This is a genomic window from Streptomyces aureocirculatus, from assembly GCF_000720475.1.
GTDB classification, from domain to species: domain Bacteria; phylum Actinomycetota; class Actinomycetes; order Streptomycetales; family Streptomycetaceae; genus Streptomyces; species Streptomyces aureocirculatus.
The window spans coordinates 22840-37897 of sequence record NZ_JOAP01000029.1; the positions used below are offsets into that span (position 1 = coordinate 22840).

14 protein-coding genes, 3 tRNA genes and 1 pseudogene are annotated in these 15058 nt (G+C 70.9%); 14 read left to right on the forward strand and 4 right to left on the reverse strand.

The genetic code is table 11. The features are described 5' to 3' along the window. Nucleotides 1-6 precede the first annotated feature (6 nt). The 4 genes and pseudogenes from IG78_RS0125610 to IG78_RS0125625 all read left to right on the forward strand — a co-directional run. Nucleotides 7-1692: an NADH-quinone oxidoreductase subunit M gene (locus IG78_RS0125610; RefSeq protein ID WP_030567205.1), complete on the forward strand. Its 1686-nt coding sequence runs from the start codon at nt 7-9 to the stop codon at nt 1690-1692. Further along, entirely contained in the window at nt 1689-3257 is a 1569-nt protein-coding gene (locus IG78_RS0125615) for an NADH-quinone oxidoreductase subunit N (RefSeq protein ID WP_030567207.1), read from the forward strand. The genes IG78_RS0125610 and IG78_RS0125615 overlap by 4 nt, the downstream gene beginning before the upstream one ends. A gap of 216 nt (nt 3258-3473) precedes the next feature. Continuing rightward, nucleotides 3474-4337 carry a zinc metalloprotease HtpX gene (htpX, locus tag IG78_RS0125620; RefSeq protein ID WP_030567208.1) on the forward strand — a complete coding sequence of 288 codons (864 nt, stop codon included), beginning with the start codon at nt 3474-3476 and terminating at the stop codon, nt 4335-4337. Beyond that, nucleotides 4334-4714: pseudogene (locus IG78_RS0125625) on the forward strand (YccF domain-containing protein); the annotation flags it as partial. The gene htpX and the pseudogene IG78_RS0125625, both read left to right, overlap by 4 nt. 235 nt (nt 4715-4949) lie before the next feature. On the opposite strand, the gene IG78_RS0125630 reads toward IG78_RS0125625, so the two are convergent. Both IG78_RS0125630 and IG78_RS0125635 read right to left on the reverse strand, forming a co-directional pair. Beyond that, nucleotides 4950-6248: an APC family permease gene (locus IG78_RS0125630; RefSeq protein WP_037686254.1), complete on the reverse strand. Its 1299-nt coding sequence runs from the start codon at nt 6246-6248 to the stop codon at nt 4950-4952. 224 nt (nt 6249-6472) lie between these two features. Beyond that, nucleotides 6473-6961, reverse strand: a complete 489-nt coding sequence (locus tag IG78_RS0125635; RefSeq protein WP_030567211.1) for a YajQ family cyclic di-GMP-binding protein — start codon at nt 6959-6961, stop codon at nt 6473-6475. A 196-nt stretch (nt 6962-7157) separates the two neighbouring features. On the opposite strand from IG78_RS0125635, the gene IG78_RS0125640 reads away from it, so the two are divergent. The 3 genes from IG78_RS0125640 (at nt 7158) to IG78_RS42675 (ending at nt 8770) form a co-directional block, all read left to right on the forward strand. Further along, a tRNA-Tyr gene (locus IG78_RS0125640) sits at nt 7158-7239 on the forward strand. A 396-nt stretch (nt 7240-7635) separates the two neighbouring features. Further along, nucleotides 7636-8409 carry a polysaccharide deacetylase family protein gene (locus tag IG78_RS0125645; RefSeq protein WP_030567212.1) on the forward strand — a complete coding sequence of 258 codons (774 nt, stop codon included), beginning with the start codon at nt 7636-7638 and terminating at the stop codon, nt 8407-8409. A 139-nt stretch (nt 8410-8548) separates the two neighbouring features. Then, nucleotides 8549-8770, forward strand: a complete 222-nt coding sequence (locus IG78_RS42675) for a hypothetical protein (protein ID WP_037686257.1) — start codon at nt 8549-8551, stop codon at nt 8768-8770. Between the two features lie 34 nt (nt 8771-8804). On the opposite strand, the gene IG78_RS0125655 is transcribed toward IG78_RS42675, so the two are convergent. Together IG78_RS0125655 and IG78_RS0125660 are read right to left on the reverse strand one after the other, a co-directional pair. Continuing rightward, nucleotides 8805-9461 (reverse strand): SDR family oxidoreductase, encoded by a 657-nt coding sequence (locus IG78_RS0125655; protein ID WP_030567213.1) that lies wholly within the window; start codon nt 9459-9461, stop codon nt 8805-8807. Nucleotides 9462-9668: 207 nt separating this feature from the next. Further along, nucleotides 9669-10985 carry an amidohydrolase family protein gene (locus tag IG78_RS0125660; RefSeq protein WP_078965529.1) on the reverse strand — a complete coding sequence of 439 codons (1317 nt, stop codon included), beginning with the start codon at nt 10983-10985 and terminating at the stop codon, nt 9669-9671. A 222-nt stretch (nt 10986-11207) separates the two neighbouring features. On the opposite strand from IG78_RS0125660, the gene IG78_RS0125665 reads away from it, so the two are divergent. The 7 genes from IG78_RS0125665 (at nt 11208) to IG78_RS0125695 (ending at nt 14955) form a co-directional block, all read left to right on the forward strand. Further along, nucleotides 11208-11280, forward strand: a tRNA-Thr gene (locus tag IG78_RS0125665). Nucleotides 11281-11329: 49 nt separating this feature from the next. After that, a tRNA-Met gene (locus IG78_RS0125670) sits at nt 11330-11402 on the forward strand. An 88-nt stretch (nt 11403-11490) separates the two neighbouring features. Then, the gene (rpmG, locus tag IG78_RS0125675) at nt 11491-11655 is read left to right on the forward strand and encodes a 50S ribosomal protein L33 (protein ID WP_003956487.1); all 165 of its coding nucleotides are present in this window, start codon (nt 11491-11493) and stop codon (nt 11653-11655) included. Nucleotides 11656-11748: 93 nt separating this feature from the next. Continuing rightward, nucleotides 11749-12258: a MaoC family dehydratase N-terminal domain-containing protein gene (locus IG78_RS0125680; protein ID WP_051852958.1), complete on the forward strand. Its 510-nt coding sequence runs from the start codon at nt 11749-11751 to the stop codon at nt 12256-12258. A gap of 4 nt (nt 12259-12262) precedes the next feature. Then, the gene (locus IG78_RS0125685) at nt 12263-12691 is read left to right on the forward strand and encodes a MaoC family dehydratase (protein ID WP_030567216.1); all 429 of its coding nucleotides are present in this window, start codon (nt 12263-12265) and stop codon (nt 12689-12691) included. Nucleotides 12692-12830: 139 nt separating this feature from the next. Continuing rightward, nucleotides 12831-13409 carry a TetR/AcrR family transcriptional regulator gene (locus tag IG78_RS0125690; RefSeq protein WP_030567217.1) on the forward strand — a complete coding sequence of 193 codons (579 nt, stop codon included), beginning with the start codon at nt 12831-12833 and terminating at the stop codon, nt 13407-13409. A 115-nt stretch (nt 13410-13524) separates the two neighbouring features. Continuing rightward, a complete protein-coding gene (locus tag IG78_RS0125695; RefSeq protein ID WP_030567218.1) occupies nt 13525-14955 on the forward strand; it encodes an MFS transporter in 1431 nt (476 codons plus the stop codon). The last annotated feature ends 103 nt before the right edge of the window (nt 14956-15058 follow it).

The window sequence follows — 15058 nt, forward strand, 5'->3', positions numbered from 1 at the left end:
GCAGCCGTGATCGGTATCAGTGAGTCAGTGATGCAGTTCCTTCTCGCATTGATCGTCGTCGGCCCGCTGGCCGGCGCCGTGGCCGCTCTCCTGCCGGCTCCGCCCGGGCTGAAGGGGAAGTCCCCCGACCAGGCGGTGCTCCGCCACGGTGTGACCGTGACGGGCGCCGTCCTCGTCGCCGCGATCGTCCTCACGCTCGGCTTCGACCACGACCATCCATCGAAGATGCAGGCCACGACCGACATCAGTTGGATCCCCGCACTCGACGTGCGCATCCACCTCGGCATCGACGGCATCTCCCTCCCCCTGCTGGTCCTGACCGCGCTGCTCACCTTCCTCTGCGCGCTGTACTCCTACTTCAAGATGCCGAAGGGGCCGTCCCCCAAGGCATTCGTCGCGCTGATCCTCGTCCTGGAGTCCGGCACCCTCGCGACCTTCGCCGTCCTCGATCTGCTGCTGTTCTTCCTGGCGTTCGAGATGGTGCTCATCCCGATGTACTTCCTCATCGCCCGCTGGGGCGGCGCCGAACGCACGCAGGCTGCTTGGAAGTTCATCCTCTACACCCTCCTCGGCTCCGTCGTGATGCTGCTCGGCCTGCTCCTCATCGGGCTGCGGGCCGGCACATTCGACATGGTGGCACTCGCCACTGACAACGGCTCTGAGCTGAGTACGTCCGTGCAGGTCATCGCCGTTCTGGCGGTCGGGCTCGGGCTCGCGGTGAAGACCCCGATGTGGCCGCTGCACAGTTGGCTGCCGGACGCCCACACCGCCGCGCCGACCGTCGGTTCGGTCCTGCTCGCCGGTGTCCTGCTGAAGATGGGTACGTACGGGTTCGTCCGGATTCTGCTGCCGATCGCGCCGGAGGGCATGGAGACCTTCGCGCCCTACCTCGCCGCGTTCGCCGTCGTCGGGATCATCTACGGATCGCTGGCCTGCCTCGCCCTCGCCAGGCCCGGCGCGAAGGGCGACCTCAAGCGCCTCATCGCGTACTCGTCCGTGGGCCACATGGGCTTCGTGCTGCTCGGCATCTCCACGATGAGCCCGACCGGCGTGAACGGCGCGCTGTTCGCCAACATCGCCCACGGCCTCATCACCGGCCTGCTGTTCTTCCTCGTCGGCGCGCTCAAGGACCGTACGGGCACCAGCGACCTCGACACCCTCGCGCAGGGATCGGGCGCCGCCCTCTACGGCAAGGCCCCGCGCCTCGGCGGCCTGCTCGCCTTCGGTGCCGTCGCCTCGCTCGGCCTGCCGGGGCTCGCCGGGTTCTGGGGCGAGATGCTCGCGCTGTTCGGCGCGTTCAAACCCGCGAGCGACCTCAGCCGCCCCGCGTTCCTCACGTTCATGGCGATCGCCGCCTTCGGCACCCTGCTGACGGCCGCGTACATGCTCATCGTCGTACGCCGCGTCTGCATGGGCCCCGCGCCCGGGAGCGCGGAGGCGGCATCCGGGGGCGCGAGTCCGGCGACCGGGGGCGCGAATTCGGTGACCGGGGGCGCGGGTTCGGCGCCCGGAGGCACGGGAGCGGCGCCCGGAGCCGAGCGCACGCCCGGCCTCGCCGATGTCCACGGGTACGAGTTCGCCGCCTGGACCCCGCTCGTCGCCCTCACCGTCCTCGCCGGGCTCTGGCCCGCGGCCCTCCTCGGCCTCACCGACCCGGTCGTCCAGCAGCTCCTCGCAGGAGGCAAGTCGTGACCGCCGCAAGCACCGCGAGCGCGAGCACCGCGAGCGTCATTCAGTCCGTCGACTGGGTCGCGGTCGCGCCGCCGACGATCGTGGCGGTCGTCGGCCTCGCCGTGCTCGTGGCCGACCTGTTCCTGCACGAGCGCAACAAGCACCTGCTCGGCTGGTTCTCGCTTGTGGGCCTGGCCGCGGCGGGACTCTTCCTGCTGCCGCTGACCGACTCGCACAACTCGGCCCGCGCAGCCCGCTCTACGTTCTGCCTCAGCGGGCCGCGGGACACGGCATGCAGCTACACCGTCGACGAGTTCACGCTCGTCGTCCAGCTCCTGGTCATCGGCGGCGCACTGCTCACCGCCCTGCTGTCGATGACCACCCTCAAGGACGCGCGGAGCGCCGACAAGGGACTCCCCGAAGGGGAGTACTGGTTCCTGCTGCTCTCCTCGGCCGCGGGCGCCGCCCTGCTGCCCGCCTCCCGCGACCTGGCCACCCTCGTAGTCGCCCTGGAGGTCGCCTCCCTGCCCGCCTTCGCGCTCGTGGGCCTCAAACACGGTGACAAGCGCTCCTCCGAGGCGGCCCTGAAGTTCTTCCTCTCCTCAGTGACGGCGACGGCCGTCACCCTCCTGGGTATCAGCTTCGTGTACGCCGCGACCGGCACCATGCACCTCACCGAACTCGGCGCGAAGCTCGGGAACGTCGACGGACAACTGGACACCCTCGCGCGGACCGGAGTGGTCCTCACCCTCGTGGGCTTCGCCTTCAAGGTGGCCGCCGTCCCGTTCCACTTCTGGGTACCCGACACCTACGTAGGCGCGCCCCTGCCCGTCGCCGCGTACCTCTCGGTCGTCGGCAAGGCGGTCGGCTTCACCGGCCTGATCCTCGTCACCGTCGTCGCCTTCCCGGAGTACGCGGACGTCTGGGGCCCCGCACTCGCGGCCCTCGCCGCCCTCACGATGACGGCCGGCAACGTCGCCGCCCTGCGCCAGCGGTCCACGCGCGCGTACAGCGCGGTCCGGCTGCTCGCCTGGTCCTCGGTCGGGCAGGCGGGCTACCTCCTGGTGCCGATCGCGGCGGCCGGGTACGCCGACCGCCGAACCGACGTCCTGGAGAGCACCGGCGCCACCGTCGCGTACGCCTTGATGTACGCCGCCGTGAACCTCGGAGCGTTCGCCGTGGCCGCCCTGGTGGGCCGCACGAAGGCGCTGAACCGCGTCAGCGACTACCGCGGTCTGTACGCGAGGAGCCCGCTGTCGGCCCTGGTTCTCGCCTTCTTCCTGCTCTGCCTCGCCGGGCTGCCGCCGGGCATCATCGGCCTCTTCGCGAAGGTCACCGTCTTCTCGGCGGCGGTCGACGCGGGCCTCGGCTGGCTCGCCGTCGTCATGGCGGTGAACGTGGTGATCGCCCTCTACTACTACCTCCAGTGGACGGCGCTTCTCTTCCGCGCCCCCGAGGGCGAGCCCGTACGGCACCGCATCCCGGTCCCGATCACCGCGGCGATCGCCGTGACGGCCGTGCTCGGTGTCGCCCTCTCCGGAGCACCGCAGCTTGTGCTGCAGTTCGCGGAGCAGGGCGTGCGCTGACCCCGCGCACCGGGGCATCCGCCCACACGGAGCACGGCGTGTCGAGGCGCCGCACGGCGTACGGCGAGGCCGTCACCCGGGCGGCCCACACCGCTCCTGGGAGCACAAGGGAACTAGCACCTTCCGCCTGGCGTTGACCAGTAAGGGAGGGTCCACTGAACAGTGGAAGCACCAGCAAGCAGAGGGTTCCCCCGCGCACCACCAGGAGGGCGTACCGTGCACCGCCGGACCAACGGGCTGAAAACCGCCGTACTCCTCGGGGGACTGTCGGCACTCATCCTCCTCATCGGCAGCTTCTTCGGGCGTACGGGGCTGCTCATCGCGCTTGTCGTCGCCCTGGGCACCAACGCGTACGCGTACTGGAACAGCGACAAGCTGGCCCTGCGCGCGATGCGGGCCCGCCCGGTGAGCGAATTCGAGGCCCCCGAGCTCTACCGCATGGTGCGCGAGCTCTCCACCCAGGCCCGTCAGCCCATGCCCCGCCTCTACATCTCGCCGACCGAAGCCCCGAACGCCTTCGCGACCGGCCGCAACCCGCGCAACGCCGCGGTCTGCTGCACCGACGGCATCCTGCGCATCCTCACCCCGCGCGAACTGCGCGGTGTCATCGGCCACGAGCTGAGCCATGTCTACAACCGGGACATCCTGATCTCGTCGGTCGCCGGCGCGCTCGCCTCCGTCATCATGTTTCTGGTCAACTTCGCCTGGCTGATTCCGTTCGGCCGCTCGAACGACAACGAAGGCCCCGGCATCTTCGGCATGCTGTTGATCGTGCTGCTCGGCCCGCTCGCCGCCTCCGTCATCCAGCTCGCCATCAGCCGTTCCAGGGAGTACGAGGCCGATGCCTCCGGAGCGCAGCTCACCGGGGACCCGCTGGCCCTCGCCAGCGCCCTGCGCAAACTCGACGCCGGCACCAAGCAGTTGCCGCTGCCTCCCGAGCCACGCCTGGAGACGGCGAGCCACATGATGATTGCGAATCCCTTCCGGCCGGGCCAGGGTATGGCGAAGATGTTCTCAACCCACCCGCCGATGGCGGAGCGCATCGCCCGGCTCGAGCAGATGGCAGGTCGCCCGCAGTGAAGACAGTTCTGAACATCATCTGGCTCATCCTCAGCGGCCTCTGGATGTGCCTCTTCTACCTGTTCGCCGGGGTGTTGCTCTGCGTCACGATCATCGGCATCCCGTTCGGCCTCGCCGCGTTCCGTATCGGTCTGTTCGCGCTGTGGCCCTTCGGCCGCATGGCGGTCGAGCGCCGTGACGCGGGCGCCGCGTCGCTGATCGGCAACGTCCTGTGGGTGATCCTCGCGGGCTGGTGGCTGGCCCTCGCCCACGTCTTCACGGGCCTGCTGCTGTGCCTCACGATCATCGGCATTCCCCTGGGCCTCGCCAACTTCAAGATGATCCCCATCTCGCTGCTGCCGCTGGGCCGCGAAATCGTGCCCACGGACCAGCCGTTCACGGCGGGCCCGCTCGGCGCCCCCGCTCCCGCCGCGGGCGGCCCGGCACCTGCGCCCGGCGGCCCGGCACCCGCGCCCGGCGGCCCGGCACCCGCGCCGGGCGGCCCGGCTCCGCACGGGGGCCAGCAGCCGCCGCAGGGGCCCGCGGGGGACGGGCGGGGCTGGTAGGCCCGCACGCTCACGCCGGGGGGCAGTGCTTCCGGCTGGAGGAGGGCGGCGTCCCGCTGCCCCGCCTTCAGGCCGGAGGGCGGCGCCCCGCAGCCCCCTTCCGCACCCCGTACGCAGCGACGCCCACCACAAGCACCGCCCCTCCCGCCACCACCGAGGCCCCCGGCAGGGCGAACGCCAGCGTCACGCAGCCGGCGAGGCCCACGACGGGGCCCACGCGCGCGAGGGGCGCGGAACTGAGCGTCCACGCCGAAGCGTTGGCGACGGCGTAGTACACGAGGACGCCGAAGGACGAGAAGCCGATGGCGCCCCGCACATCCACCGTCGCAGCGAGCACCGCGACCACCGCGCCCACGGCCAGCTCCGCACGGTGCGGCACGCGGAACCGCGGGTGCACGGCGGCAAGCGCGCCCGGCAGATGCCGGTCCCGCGCCATCGCCAGGGTCGTCCGCGACACCCCCAGGATCAGCGCGAGCAGCGAGCCGAGCGCCGCCACCGCCGCGCCCACCCGCACCACGGGCACAAGGCCCGGCGCCCCGGCCGCCCGCACCGCGTCCGCCAGCGGAGCCGACGCCTCCGCCAGGCCGTCCGCCCCGAGCACCGAGAGCGCCGCCACCGCCACCGCCACGTACACGCACAGCGCGATGCCGAGCGCCAGCGGCACCGCCCGCGGAATGGTGCGCGCCGGGTCCCGTACCTCCTCGCCCAGCGTCGCCACGCGCGCGTACCCGGCGAAAGCGAAGAAGAGCAGCCCCGCGGCCTGGAGCACCCCGCCGATGCCACCGTCCGAAAGGCCCACCTCGAAGGGCCCGCCGCCGGCCCCGGAAGCCGCCGGACCACCGGCGCTCAGACAGACGGCGACGACCCCCGCCAGAACCACGAGCACCACCGCCACAATGCCCCGCGTCAGCCAGAGAGACTTCTGCACGCCTACGTAGTTCACGGCGGTGATTCCCAGGACGGCGGCCACGGCCACGGCATGCGCATGCTCCGGCCACGCGTACGTGCCCACGGTCAGCGCCATGGCCGCGCACGAGGCCGTCTTGCCGACGACGAAAGCCCACCCGGCCAGGTACCCCCAGAACTCCCCGAGGCGCTCACGCCCGTACACATACGTCCCGCCGGAGGCCGGATAGCGCGCCGCGAGGCGGGCCGACGCCAGGGCGTTGCAGTACGCGACGACGGCCGCGACACCCAGCCCGAGCAGCAACCCCGGACCGGCCGCTTCCGCAGCGGGCCCGAGCACGGCGAAGACCCCGGCGCCGACCATCGCGCCGAGCCCGATCACCACCGCGTCGAAGACCCCCAGAGTCCGCCGCAACCCGACCGCTCCAGCAGTGCCCCCGGACCCCTCCCGCTGCGTCATGCGCCGCACCCTACTGACGCCGGGGAACCGCCCGCGCCCCGCCCGTCGTCCTCCAGGACAACAGCACCCGAAAAGGTTCGACGAGGCAGGTCACATCCGACGGTGCGACCTGGACCGCGGCCAGCAGCAAGGGCGGGCACCCGTCCGGGTGCCCGCCCTCCGCGATGGTCCGCACGCGTACGTGCCCTTGCCGGCGCAAGCCCGGCCGGCGGCGTACCGATCGCCTACCGGTAGTTCACGAACTGCAGGGCGAAGTCGAAGTCCTGCCCCTTCAGGAGCGCCTGCACGGCCTGGAGGTCGTCACGGCTCTTCGAGCTGACGCGCAGCTCCTCGCCCTGGACCTGCGCCTTGACGCCCTTGGGACCCTCGTCACGGATGATCTTCGCGACCTTCTTCGCGTTCTCCTGGGAGATACCCTCCTCGATGGACGCGAAGATCTTGTACTCCTTGCCCGACAACTGCGGCTCGCCCGCGTCCAGCGCCTTCAGCGAGATGCCCCGCTTGATCAGCTTGGACTGGAAGACGTCGAGGATCGCGTTGACCCGGTCCTCCGAGTTCGCCTCCATCAAGATCTTCTCGCCCGACCAGGAGATCGAGGCGCCGACGTTCTTGAAGTCGTAGCGCTGCGAGATCTCCTTGGCCGTCTGGTTGAGCGCGTTGTCGACCTCCTGCCGCTCGACCTTCGAGACGATGTCGAAACTGGAGTCGGCCATGTCCTGTGGCTCCTTGTATCGGTGTCTGCGTACTCAGCGGGTACACGGCCTTCAGTCGCCGACCGCATCCGCAAAGCCTAGCCACTGCCCCCGCGCGGGGTGCGGGTCAATCGGGTGGCGAAGCACCCCCGGGCATCAGGTATCGTTTACGTCGTTGCCACGGAGCGCCGCGCAAGCGGAGCGAGGCAGCAAACCCGGCGGTGTGCCCGAGCGGCCAAAGGGAGCAGACTGTAAATCTGCCGGCTCAGCCTTCCCAGGTTCGAATCCTGGCGCCGCCACGCTGAGAGAGACCCCCTCCGACCTGCGATTACGCAGGAGCGGAGGGGGTCTTTGCGTATGCCTGAGGCGATCTTCATGCCTGAGGCGATCTTTCGATCGAATCGAAACCGGGTGACTTGACTCACTCTGTTCCGCCCGGATCCCGGAGCGGATCCCCGGGCTCAGCGAGGGACGCGGCCCAGGCCCCTCCGCAGCACGCGCACGCCAGTGCCGGAGGCGGCGGAAATGAGCCAAACGGCATGGTTCCGGCCGCCGCTCGCCGGGAGTTGTCCGTGAACGCTCCCGGAATTGTCCGTGATCTGTAACGGGCGGATCCCGTGGCCCGTGTGCCCCGTCCTGCCGGGTGGTCGTGACGCGGCCGGGGACGGGCGAGGGACAGCGTGAGAGGGGCGGACATGGCACGGCACGGTGGCGGGCGGGTCTGGTACGGCAAGGTGATCGGGGCGGCGCTCGGGGTGATGATGCTCGCCACCGGTGCCTCGGTGTGGACCGCGCAGGCCGGAGACGCGGACGACCCCTCGCCGGAGGCCACCGCGCCGGCCAGGCCGGGCAACGACACCAAGCCGGTCTCTGCGACCATCGCGCACGCCTCGGAGAAGGGGAAGCGCGGCGTCAACATCACCATCGACGACGGCCCCGACCCCAAGTGGACCCCTCAAATGCTCGACCTGCTGCGGGAGTACGAGGCGAAGGCCACCTTCTGCATGGTGGGGACGCAGGCCCAGGCCCACCCGGACATCGTGAAGAAGGTGGTCGCGGCCGGGCACCGGCTGTGCGACCACTCGGTGTCGCACAACACCGCCATGGACAAGGATTCCCAGGCCTACCAGTCCAAGCAGATACTCGACGCCGAACGCATGATCACCAAGGCGTCCGGGGGCGTCAGGCCGATGTACTACCGGGCACCCGGCGGAGCCTTCACCCCGTACAGCCGTGACCTCGCCGCTTCCCGCGGCATGCGCCCGCTCGGCTGGAACGTCGACACCAAGGACTTCGAGCGCCCGGGTACGGACGCCATCGTCGCCACCGTCGAGCGGGAGCTGCCCAACGGACCGACACTTCTCTTCCACGACGCGGGCGGTGACCGTACCCAGACCGTCGAGGCCCTGCGCCGGATCCTTCCCCGGCTCAAGCAGCAGGGGTACTCGTTCGGCTTCCCGGTGCGCTGAAAGCCGGCCCGGCCTCGGTACTCGGACTCGGCCTCGGTACTTGGACTCGGCCTCGGGACCCGGTGTCCCGGCCGGGAAACACCGAGCCGATCAGGGGCTCTTCGTGGCCGTACGCGGAGCGTGTGGGCACACTGGGCCCATGTCGTCCAGTTCAGCGCGTCGCAGGCACTGCCCGGTGTGCCGTCGTGAAATCGCGGTCGTGGGCGGGCGGTTCGCCCGGCACGATCCGCCCGGGCCCCGCGGCGCGGGCGACCTCGTCTCGTGCCCCGGATCCCGCCAGCATGCCCAGCTCAGCGGCGTCCAGCCCACGCTCGCCGGGTACGTGGTGCCGGAGTTCCCGGGGCAACTGCCGCTGTTCTGAGCGCCGTCCGGCGCCCTCCACACCGTGGGCGACCTCAGTTTCCGGCCACCGACTTCACCGCCACCGACACCGGCGTCGACCCGCTGACCAGCTCCAGGGTCAGGCCCGCCGTCGCCGGGGTCTCGATGAGCTCCGCGAGCACCGCCGCCACGTCGTCGCGCGGGATCGGGCCACGGCCGGTCGAGGCCTCCAGGCGTACGAGGCCCGTGCCCGCGTCGTCCGTCAGCATGCCGGGGCGCAGGATCGTCCAATCCAGGGCGGCCCGGCCGCGTACGTACGCGTCGGCCTCGCCCTTGGCACGCAGATAGGCGTCGAAGACCTCGTCGCCGGGGTGGGCCGGGTCCGAGCCCATCGACGACACCACGACATACCTGCGGACCCCGGCCCGCTCCGCGGCGTCCGCGAACAGGACGGCCGCGTCCCGGTCCACGGTGTTCTTGCGGTCGACCCCACTGCCGGGTCCCGCCCCCGCCGCGAACACGGCCGCGTCGGCTCCCTCCAGGTGCCGGGCCACCTCGTCCACGGACGCCGACTCGAGGTCGCACAGCACCGGTTCGGCGCCCGCGTCCCGCAGATCGGCCTCGTGCGCGGAATTGCGGATGATCCCGGCGGCTTCGTCACCGCGCGCGGCGAGCAGACGCTCGAGCCGCAGCGCGATCTGACCATGACCTCCAGCGATGACAATGCGCATGCTCCCGACCGTACGGCAGCCCGCGCGTGATCGCGGCCGGAACGCCCCGTACCAGGCCACATGCAGCAAACATCGGCGGTCGGGGGGGTATCGCTGCCCTCCGCAGTCGTCGAGCCCCGCATCCACCAGGCGCGTCCGCCTCCCCGGGGCGAGGGCAAACCTCCGGGCGCCCCCTGAGGGCGCCCGGCCGCACCCCTCAAGCGCCCCTCAAGCTCCCCTCCCCGGCTGCCGCCGCAGCGCCCCCTGCCGCGGCAGATCGAGAGCCACCGCCGCCGCGGAGTCGCAGTACTCCCGCACGGCGCTCGTCCGCGCCACCACGCGCCCCCGGTGTACGACGACGCGGGTGTACGCCAGGGACAGGGCACCGGCGAGTGTGTCGCCGCGCACCGCGAGGAGTTCGGCGGGGAAGCCCGCCTCCACCCTGACCTCCGGCAGGTGGAGCGCCGCCCGCGCCGCCGTGCTCACCGCCGCGTACGCCTCTTCGGGGCGCAGCCCATGACGGGACGCCAGCAGATACGCCGCCTCCAGCGGATCCCCCCGGCCCACCGGGTTCGCCACGTCCCGCAGCGCCCCGCTGCCCGCCGCGAGCCGTACCCCGGCCTGGTGCAGCAACCCCGCCGGTGCCGTCTCCCGGCCCTCCACGCCCCCGCAGCCGCCCTGCGGCAGGCACACCACGGTCACACCGGCCGCCGCGAGGCGTTCCGCCGTCCGCGCGGCCACGTCGGCCGGCAGCAGCCCGAGGCCGCCGCACGGCCCGACCGCCACCCGCCGCAACCCGCCCGCCATCGCCGCGAGCCGCGCCAGACGGGCCGGATCCCCGCCGTCCGTATGCAGATCCACCGCGCAGCCGTGTTCCGCGGCCAGATCGAGCACCGTCTCCACGTACCCCGTCGGATCGGGGTCCAGATCGGGACAACCGCCCACTACGGAGGAGCCCATTTTCACCGCGTCCCGCAGCAGCGCAAGACCGTCCGCGCCCGCCACCCCGGTCAGCAGCCGCGGCACCGCCACCACGGACAGGTCGACGAGCCCCCGCAGCGAACGCCGCGCCTGCAACACCGCCCGCAACGGGTCGAGACCCTGTACGCCGCCGATCCGCACATGCGAGCGCAGCGCCGTCGCGCCATGCCCGAGCTGCAGCAACGCGGCCTCGGTGGCGCGCCGCTGCACGTCCGCGACGTCGTACGGGACCGGGCCCTCAAAGAGCGCGGACAGCGCCGTGTCGCTGTGCGCGTGCGGCTCAGCCGGGGCCGGCAGCAGGAGGTAGCCGCTCAGGTCCACGCGCGCGGCCCGCGCTGTGAGGCTGCCTGTCGTGCCGACGGCCTCGATCCTGCCGTCACCGAGCCGCACGTCCACGGTCCTGCCGTCCGTCAGCCGCGCCCCACAGAGCAGCAGCGAGCCCGCCCCCGGGGAGCCCGCCACAGGGGAGCGCGCCCCCGAAGAGGCCGTACTCGGCGAGTCGGGCGAGTCGGGCGAGTCGGGAGAGTCGGGCGACGAAGGCTGCTCCGGCCGACTGTCAGGCATCGCGCTCCTGGGGCTCGGGGGCGGGGCGGGGTCGAGCCTAGGACGGCGGCAGGCCCGCTTCGCGGAGGAACGCAATAGTCGTACCGGTGTGGTGCGAGTGCCGGATGGCCGCTGGTGAGACGGGTGAGGCGGCCCGAACCGGGCCCGTGTGTTCCCCATGGAGGGCCCGGTCGAAACGGATTTGGGCGAACGGCGGGCAACCGTGTAATGTCTTCATCGCTCGCCCCAATAGCTCAGTCGGTAGAGCGTCTCCATGGTAAGGAGAAGGTCTGCGGTTCGATTCCGCATTGGGGCTCTGATGTGCCAGGTTCCTCGTCCTCGGGCGAGGAGCGGAAGTGCATCGCAGCGGTGTAGCTCAGTCGGTAGAGCAAGCGGCTCATAATCGCTGTGTCACCGGTTCAAGTCCGGTCACCGCTACCCTTAGTAGCCGATTGTGGGGTCGGTCCTCCGATCGGCTACTCTTTTATGCGTTCATCCGTCCACCCGTCCGTCAAGGAGCACTCACGTGGCTGCCACAGACGTCCGCCCGAAGATCACGCTGGCCTGCGTGGAGTGCAAGGAGCGGAACTACATCACCAAGAAGAACCGGCGTAACAACCCGGACCGTCTTGAGATGAAGAAGCACTGCCCGCGCTGCAACTCGCACACCGCGCACCGCGAAACGCGATAATAGGCTCGTACTCGAGGCCGTCCCCGTTCACTCGGGGGCGGCCTCGAGTCGTTTCTCCACCCTGTCCACCTAGCTGCCAGGAGGTGCTGATCCATGGCGCTCGACCAGTCCTTCGTGGGGCGGTCCTACCCGCCCACCGACCCCTATGAGGTCGGCCGCGAGAAGATCCGCGAGTTCGCGGTCGCGGTGGGCGACGCCAATCCCGCGTACACCGACCCGGAGGCCGCCAAGGCTCTCGGTCACCCCGACGTGGTCGCCCCGCCGACCTTTGTGTTCTCGATCACCTACCGGGCCGCGGGTCTCGTCATCTCCGACCCCCAGCTCGGCCTCGACTACAGCCGGGTCGTGCACGGCGACCAGAAGTTCGCCTACACGCGTCCCGTCCACGCGGGCGACCGGCTCACGGTGACGTCCACCATCGAGAACATCAAGTCCATGGCGGGCAACGACATCCTGGACATCCGCGGCGAGGTCCACGACGCCGCGGGCGAGCACGTCGTGACCGCCTGGACCAAGCTCGTCGCACGCGCGGCAGGCACCACCACGGCCAAGGCGGCCGACGCCACGGCCAAGACGTCCGACAACGCGGCAGAGGGAGCCTGAGACGATGGCGGCGAAGATCGCATACGACGACATCGAGATCGGCACCGAACTGCCGGCCAAGGCCTTCCCCGTGACGCGCGCGACCCTGGTGCAGTACGCGGGTGCCTCCGGCGACTTCAACCCGATCCACTGGAACGAGAAGTTCGCCCTTGAAGTCGGTCTGCCCGACGTCATCGCGCACGGCATGTTCACCATGGCCGAGGCGATCCGCGTGGTGACGGACTGGGCGGGCGACCCCGGCGCCGTCGTCGAGTACGGCGTGCGCTTCACCAAGCCGGTCGTCGTCCCGAACGACGACAAGGGCGCGACGATCGAGGTCAGCGCCAAGGTCGCGGCGAAGCTCGACGACAAGCAGGTCCGCGTCGACCTTCTCGCGAAGAGCAACGACCAGAAGGTGCTCGGCATGTCCCGGGCGGTCGTCCGCCTGACCTGAGAGTTCCGTGCGCCGGTGGCGGCCGGTAGGCAGTACCCGTAGCGGGCCGGTGCGTAGACCGCAGTAAGGGGCGTCCGCCATTGCGGACGCCCCTTACTCGGTCTTGACTTGGTTAGTGATTGGACACTAACTTATCCGCATGGTCAGGATGAGCGCAGAGGAGAGGCGTGAGAGCGTCATCCGCGCGGCGATGAGCGAGTTCGCCCGCGGTGGGTACTACGGGACGTCGACCGAGGCGATCGCCAAGCGCGTCGGAGTCTCGCAGCCCTATCTCTTCCGGCTCTTCCCCAGCAAGAAGGCGATCTTCCTGGCGGCGTCGGCGCGCTGCCTGGAGGACACCCGCAAGGTCTTCGAGAAGGCGAGTGAAGGGCTGGAGGGCGAAGCGGCCCTGCACGCCATGGCCACCGCGTACTCGCGGCTCATCGCGGACGACCCCGACAAGCTCCAGATGCAGCTCCAGACGTATGTCGCCGTGGCGGCCGCCGAGGCCGTCGGGGACCACGAGTTCGGCGAGATGGTGCGCGCCGGATGGCTGGAGATCTGGGAGGCCGCGCATCTGCCGCTCGGGGCCGACGCGAGGGAGACGACGACCTTCATGGCGTTCGGAATGCTGATCAACGTCCTGGCGGCCATGGGGTACCCCGCCGAGCACCGGGTCTGGGAGGGGCTGCAATTGCCCGCCCGGCCTCCGGAGGGGCCCGAGCCGACGCGGGCGTGAGTGCGGCACCGGCCGTATGGGCGGTGTCGGGCGCAAGGGCGGTGTCGGGCAGTTCGGCATGCCCAAGAAAGTTAGTCATCAATTACTAACCTGACAGTCAGTCTCTGGGGGAGCGATGTCACAACAAGCAGCACACCGCGGGGGAGTCGTCTGGGCCCTCGTCATCACCAGCGTCGCCGGTTTCATGGCGGCCCTCGACAACCTGGTCGTCACCACCGCGCTGCCCGCCATCCGCGAGGACCTGGGCGGTGGCCTGGAGGACCTGGAATGGACGGTGAGCGCCTACACCCTCACCTTCGCCGTACTGCTGATGTTCGGCGCGGCCCTCGGGGACAGGTTCGGACGGCGCAAGCTCTTCGGCGTCGGCCTTGCGATCTTCACCGTCTCCTCCGCCGCGGCGGCTCTCGCGCCCGGCATCGAGGAGCTGATCGCCGCCCGCGCGGCCCAGGGTGTCGGCGCCGCGATCATGATGCCGCTCACCCTGACCCTGCTCACCGCCGCCGTACCGGCCGACAAGCGCGGAATGGCGTACGGGATCTGGGGTGCCGTCAACGGCCTCGCCGTCGCCAGCGGGCCGCTCATCGGCGGCGCGCTCACCGAACACGTCTCCTGGCAGTGGATCTTCTGGCTGAACGTCCCGCTGGGCCTCGCCCTGCTGCCGCTCGCCCGGATACGTCTCAACGAGTCGTACGGCACGGGCGCCCGGCTCGACAGCACCGGCACGCTCCTCGCCAGCGGCGGTCTGTTCGGCATCGTCTACGCGCTGATCCGCGGCAACATCGACGGCTGGTCCAGCGCCCCCGTCCTCACCGGCCTGATCGCGGGCGGCGCGCTGCTCGTCGGCTTCGTGCTCCACGGCGTCCGCGGCAAGAACCCGATGCTCCCGATGCGGCTCTTCCGGAACCGGGCGTTCTCAGCGATCAACGCGGCCAGTCTGCTGATGTTCGCCGGGATGTTCGGCTCGATCTTCCTGCTCAGCCAGTTCCTGCAAGGGGTGCTCGGCTACTCGCCGACCGAGGCGGGGCTGCGCATGCTCCCGTGGACCGGGATGCCGATGATCGTCGCGCCGATCGCGGGCTACCTCTCCGACCGCGTCGGCAGCCGTCCGGTCGTCACCGTGGGGCTCGCGCTCCAGGCCGTGGGGCTCGGCTGGTTCGCGGTCGTCCTGTCGCCCGACGTGTCGTACGCCGCTCAGTTGCCCGCCCTGATCCTCAGCGGGATCGGTATGGCCCTGTACTTCGCGCCCGCCGCCAGCCTCGTCATGGCCAGCGTCCGGCCCGCCGAGCAGGGCATCGCATCCGGCGCCAACAACGCGCTGCGCGAGGTGGGCGGGGCGCTCGGCATCGCCGTCCTGGCCTCGGTCTTCTCCGCGCAGGGCGGGTACGGGTCGCCGCGGGCGTTCGTGGACGGGCTCGTGCCCGCGCTGTGGGTCGGCGCGGGGGTCGTCGGCCTGGCGGCCGTTGCTGCCTCGCTTCTGCCTGGGCGGGGCGCCGGTGGCCCGGTCGTCGAAGCCTCGGCCGAGGAGCGGGTGGCTGTCTCCGTGTGACGGGGGGTGACGGGGGTTCCTATGGGGGCTGCGCCCCCTTTCCCCCGCCTTTCGGCCCTTCGGGCCTCGTCCTCAAGCGCCGGACGGGCTGATTACAGCTCGT

Bases quoted from the DNA above. Each gene is read 5' to 3' on its own strand.
- IG78_RS0125630 (WP_037686254.1), bottom strand. From the start codon at position 6,248: ATGACGCAGCGGGAGGGGTCCGGGGGCACTGCTGGAGCGGTCGGGTTG.
- IG78_RS0125635 (WP_030567211.1), bottom strand. From the start codon at position 6,961: ATGGCCGACTCCAGTTTCGACATCGTCTCGAAGGTCGAGCGGCAGGAG.
- IG78_RS0125645 (WP_030567212.1), top strand. From the start codon at position 7,636: ATGGCACGGCACGGTGGCGGGCGGGTCTGGTACGGCAAGGTGATCGGG.
- IG78_RS42675 (WP_037686257.1), top strand. From the start codon at position 8,549: ATGTCGTCCAGTTCAGCGCGTCGCAGGCACTGCCCGGTGTGCCGTCGT.
- IG78_RS0125655 (WP_030567213.1), bottom strand. From the start codon at position 9,461: ATGCGCATTGTCATCGCTGGAGGTCATGGTCAGATCGCGCTGCGGCTC.
- IG78_RS0125660 (WP_078965529.1), bottom strand. From the start codon at position 10,985: ATGCCTGACAGTCGGCCGGAGCAGCCTTCGTCGCCCGACTCTCCCGAC.
- IG78_RS0125680 (WP_051852958.1), top strand. From the start codon at position 11,749: ATGGCGCTCGACCAGTCCTTCGTGGGGCGGTCCTACCCGCCCACCGAC.
- IG78_RS0125685 (WP_030567216.1), top strand. From the start codon at position 12,263: ATGGCGGCGAAGATCGCATACGACGACATCGAGATCGGCACCGAACTG.
- IG78_RS0125690 (WP_030567217.1), top strand. From the start codon at position 12,831: ATGGTCAGGATGAGCGCAGAGGAGAGGCGTGAGAGCGTCATCCGCGCG.
- IG78_RS0125695 (WP_030567218.1), top strand. From the start codon at position 13,525: ATGTCACAACAAGCAGCACACCGCGGGGGAGTCGTCTGGGCCCTCGTC.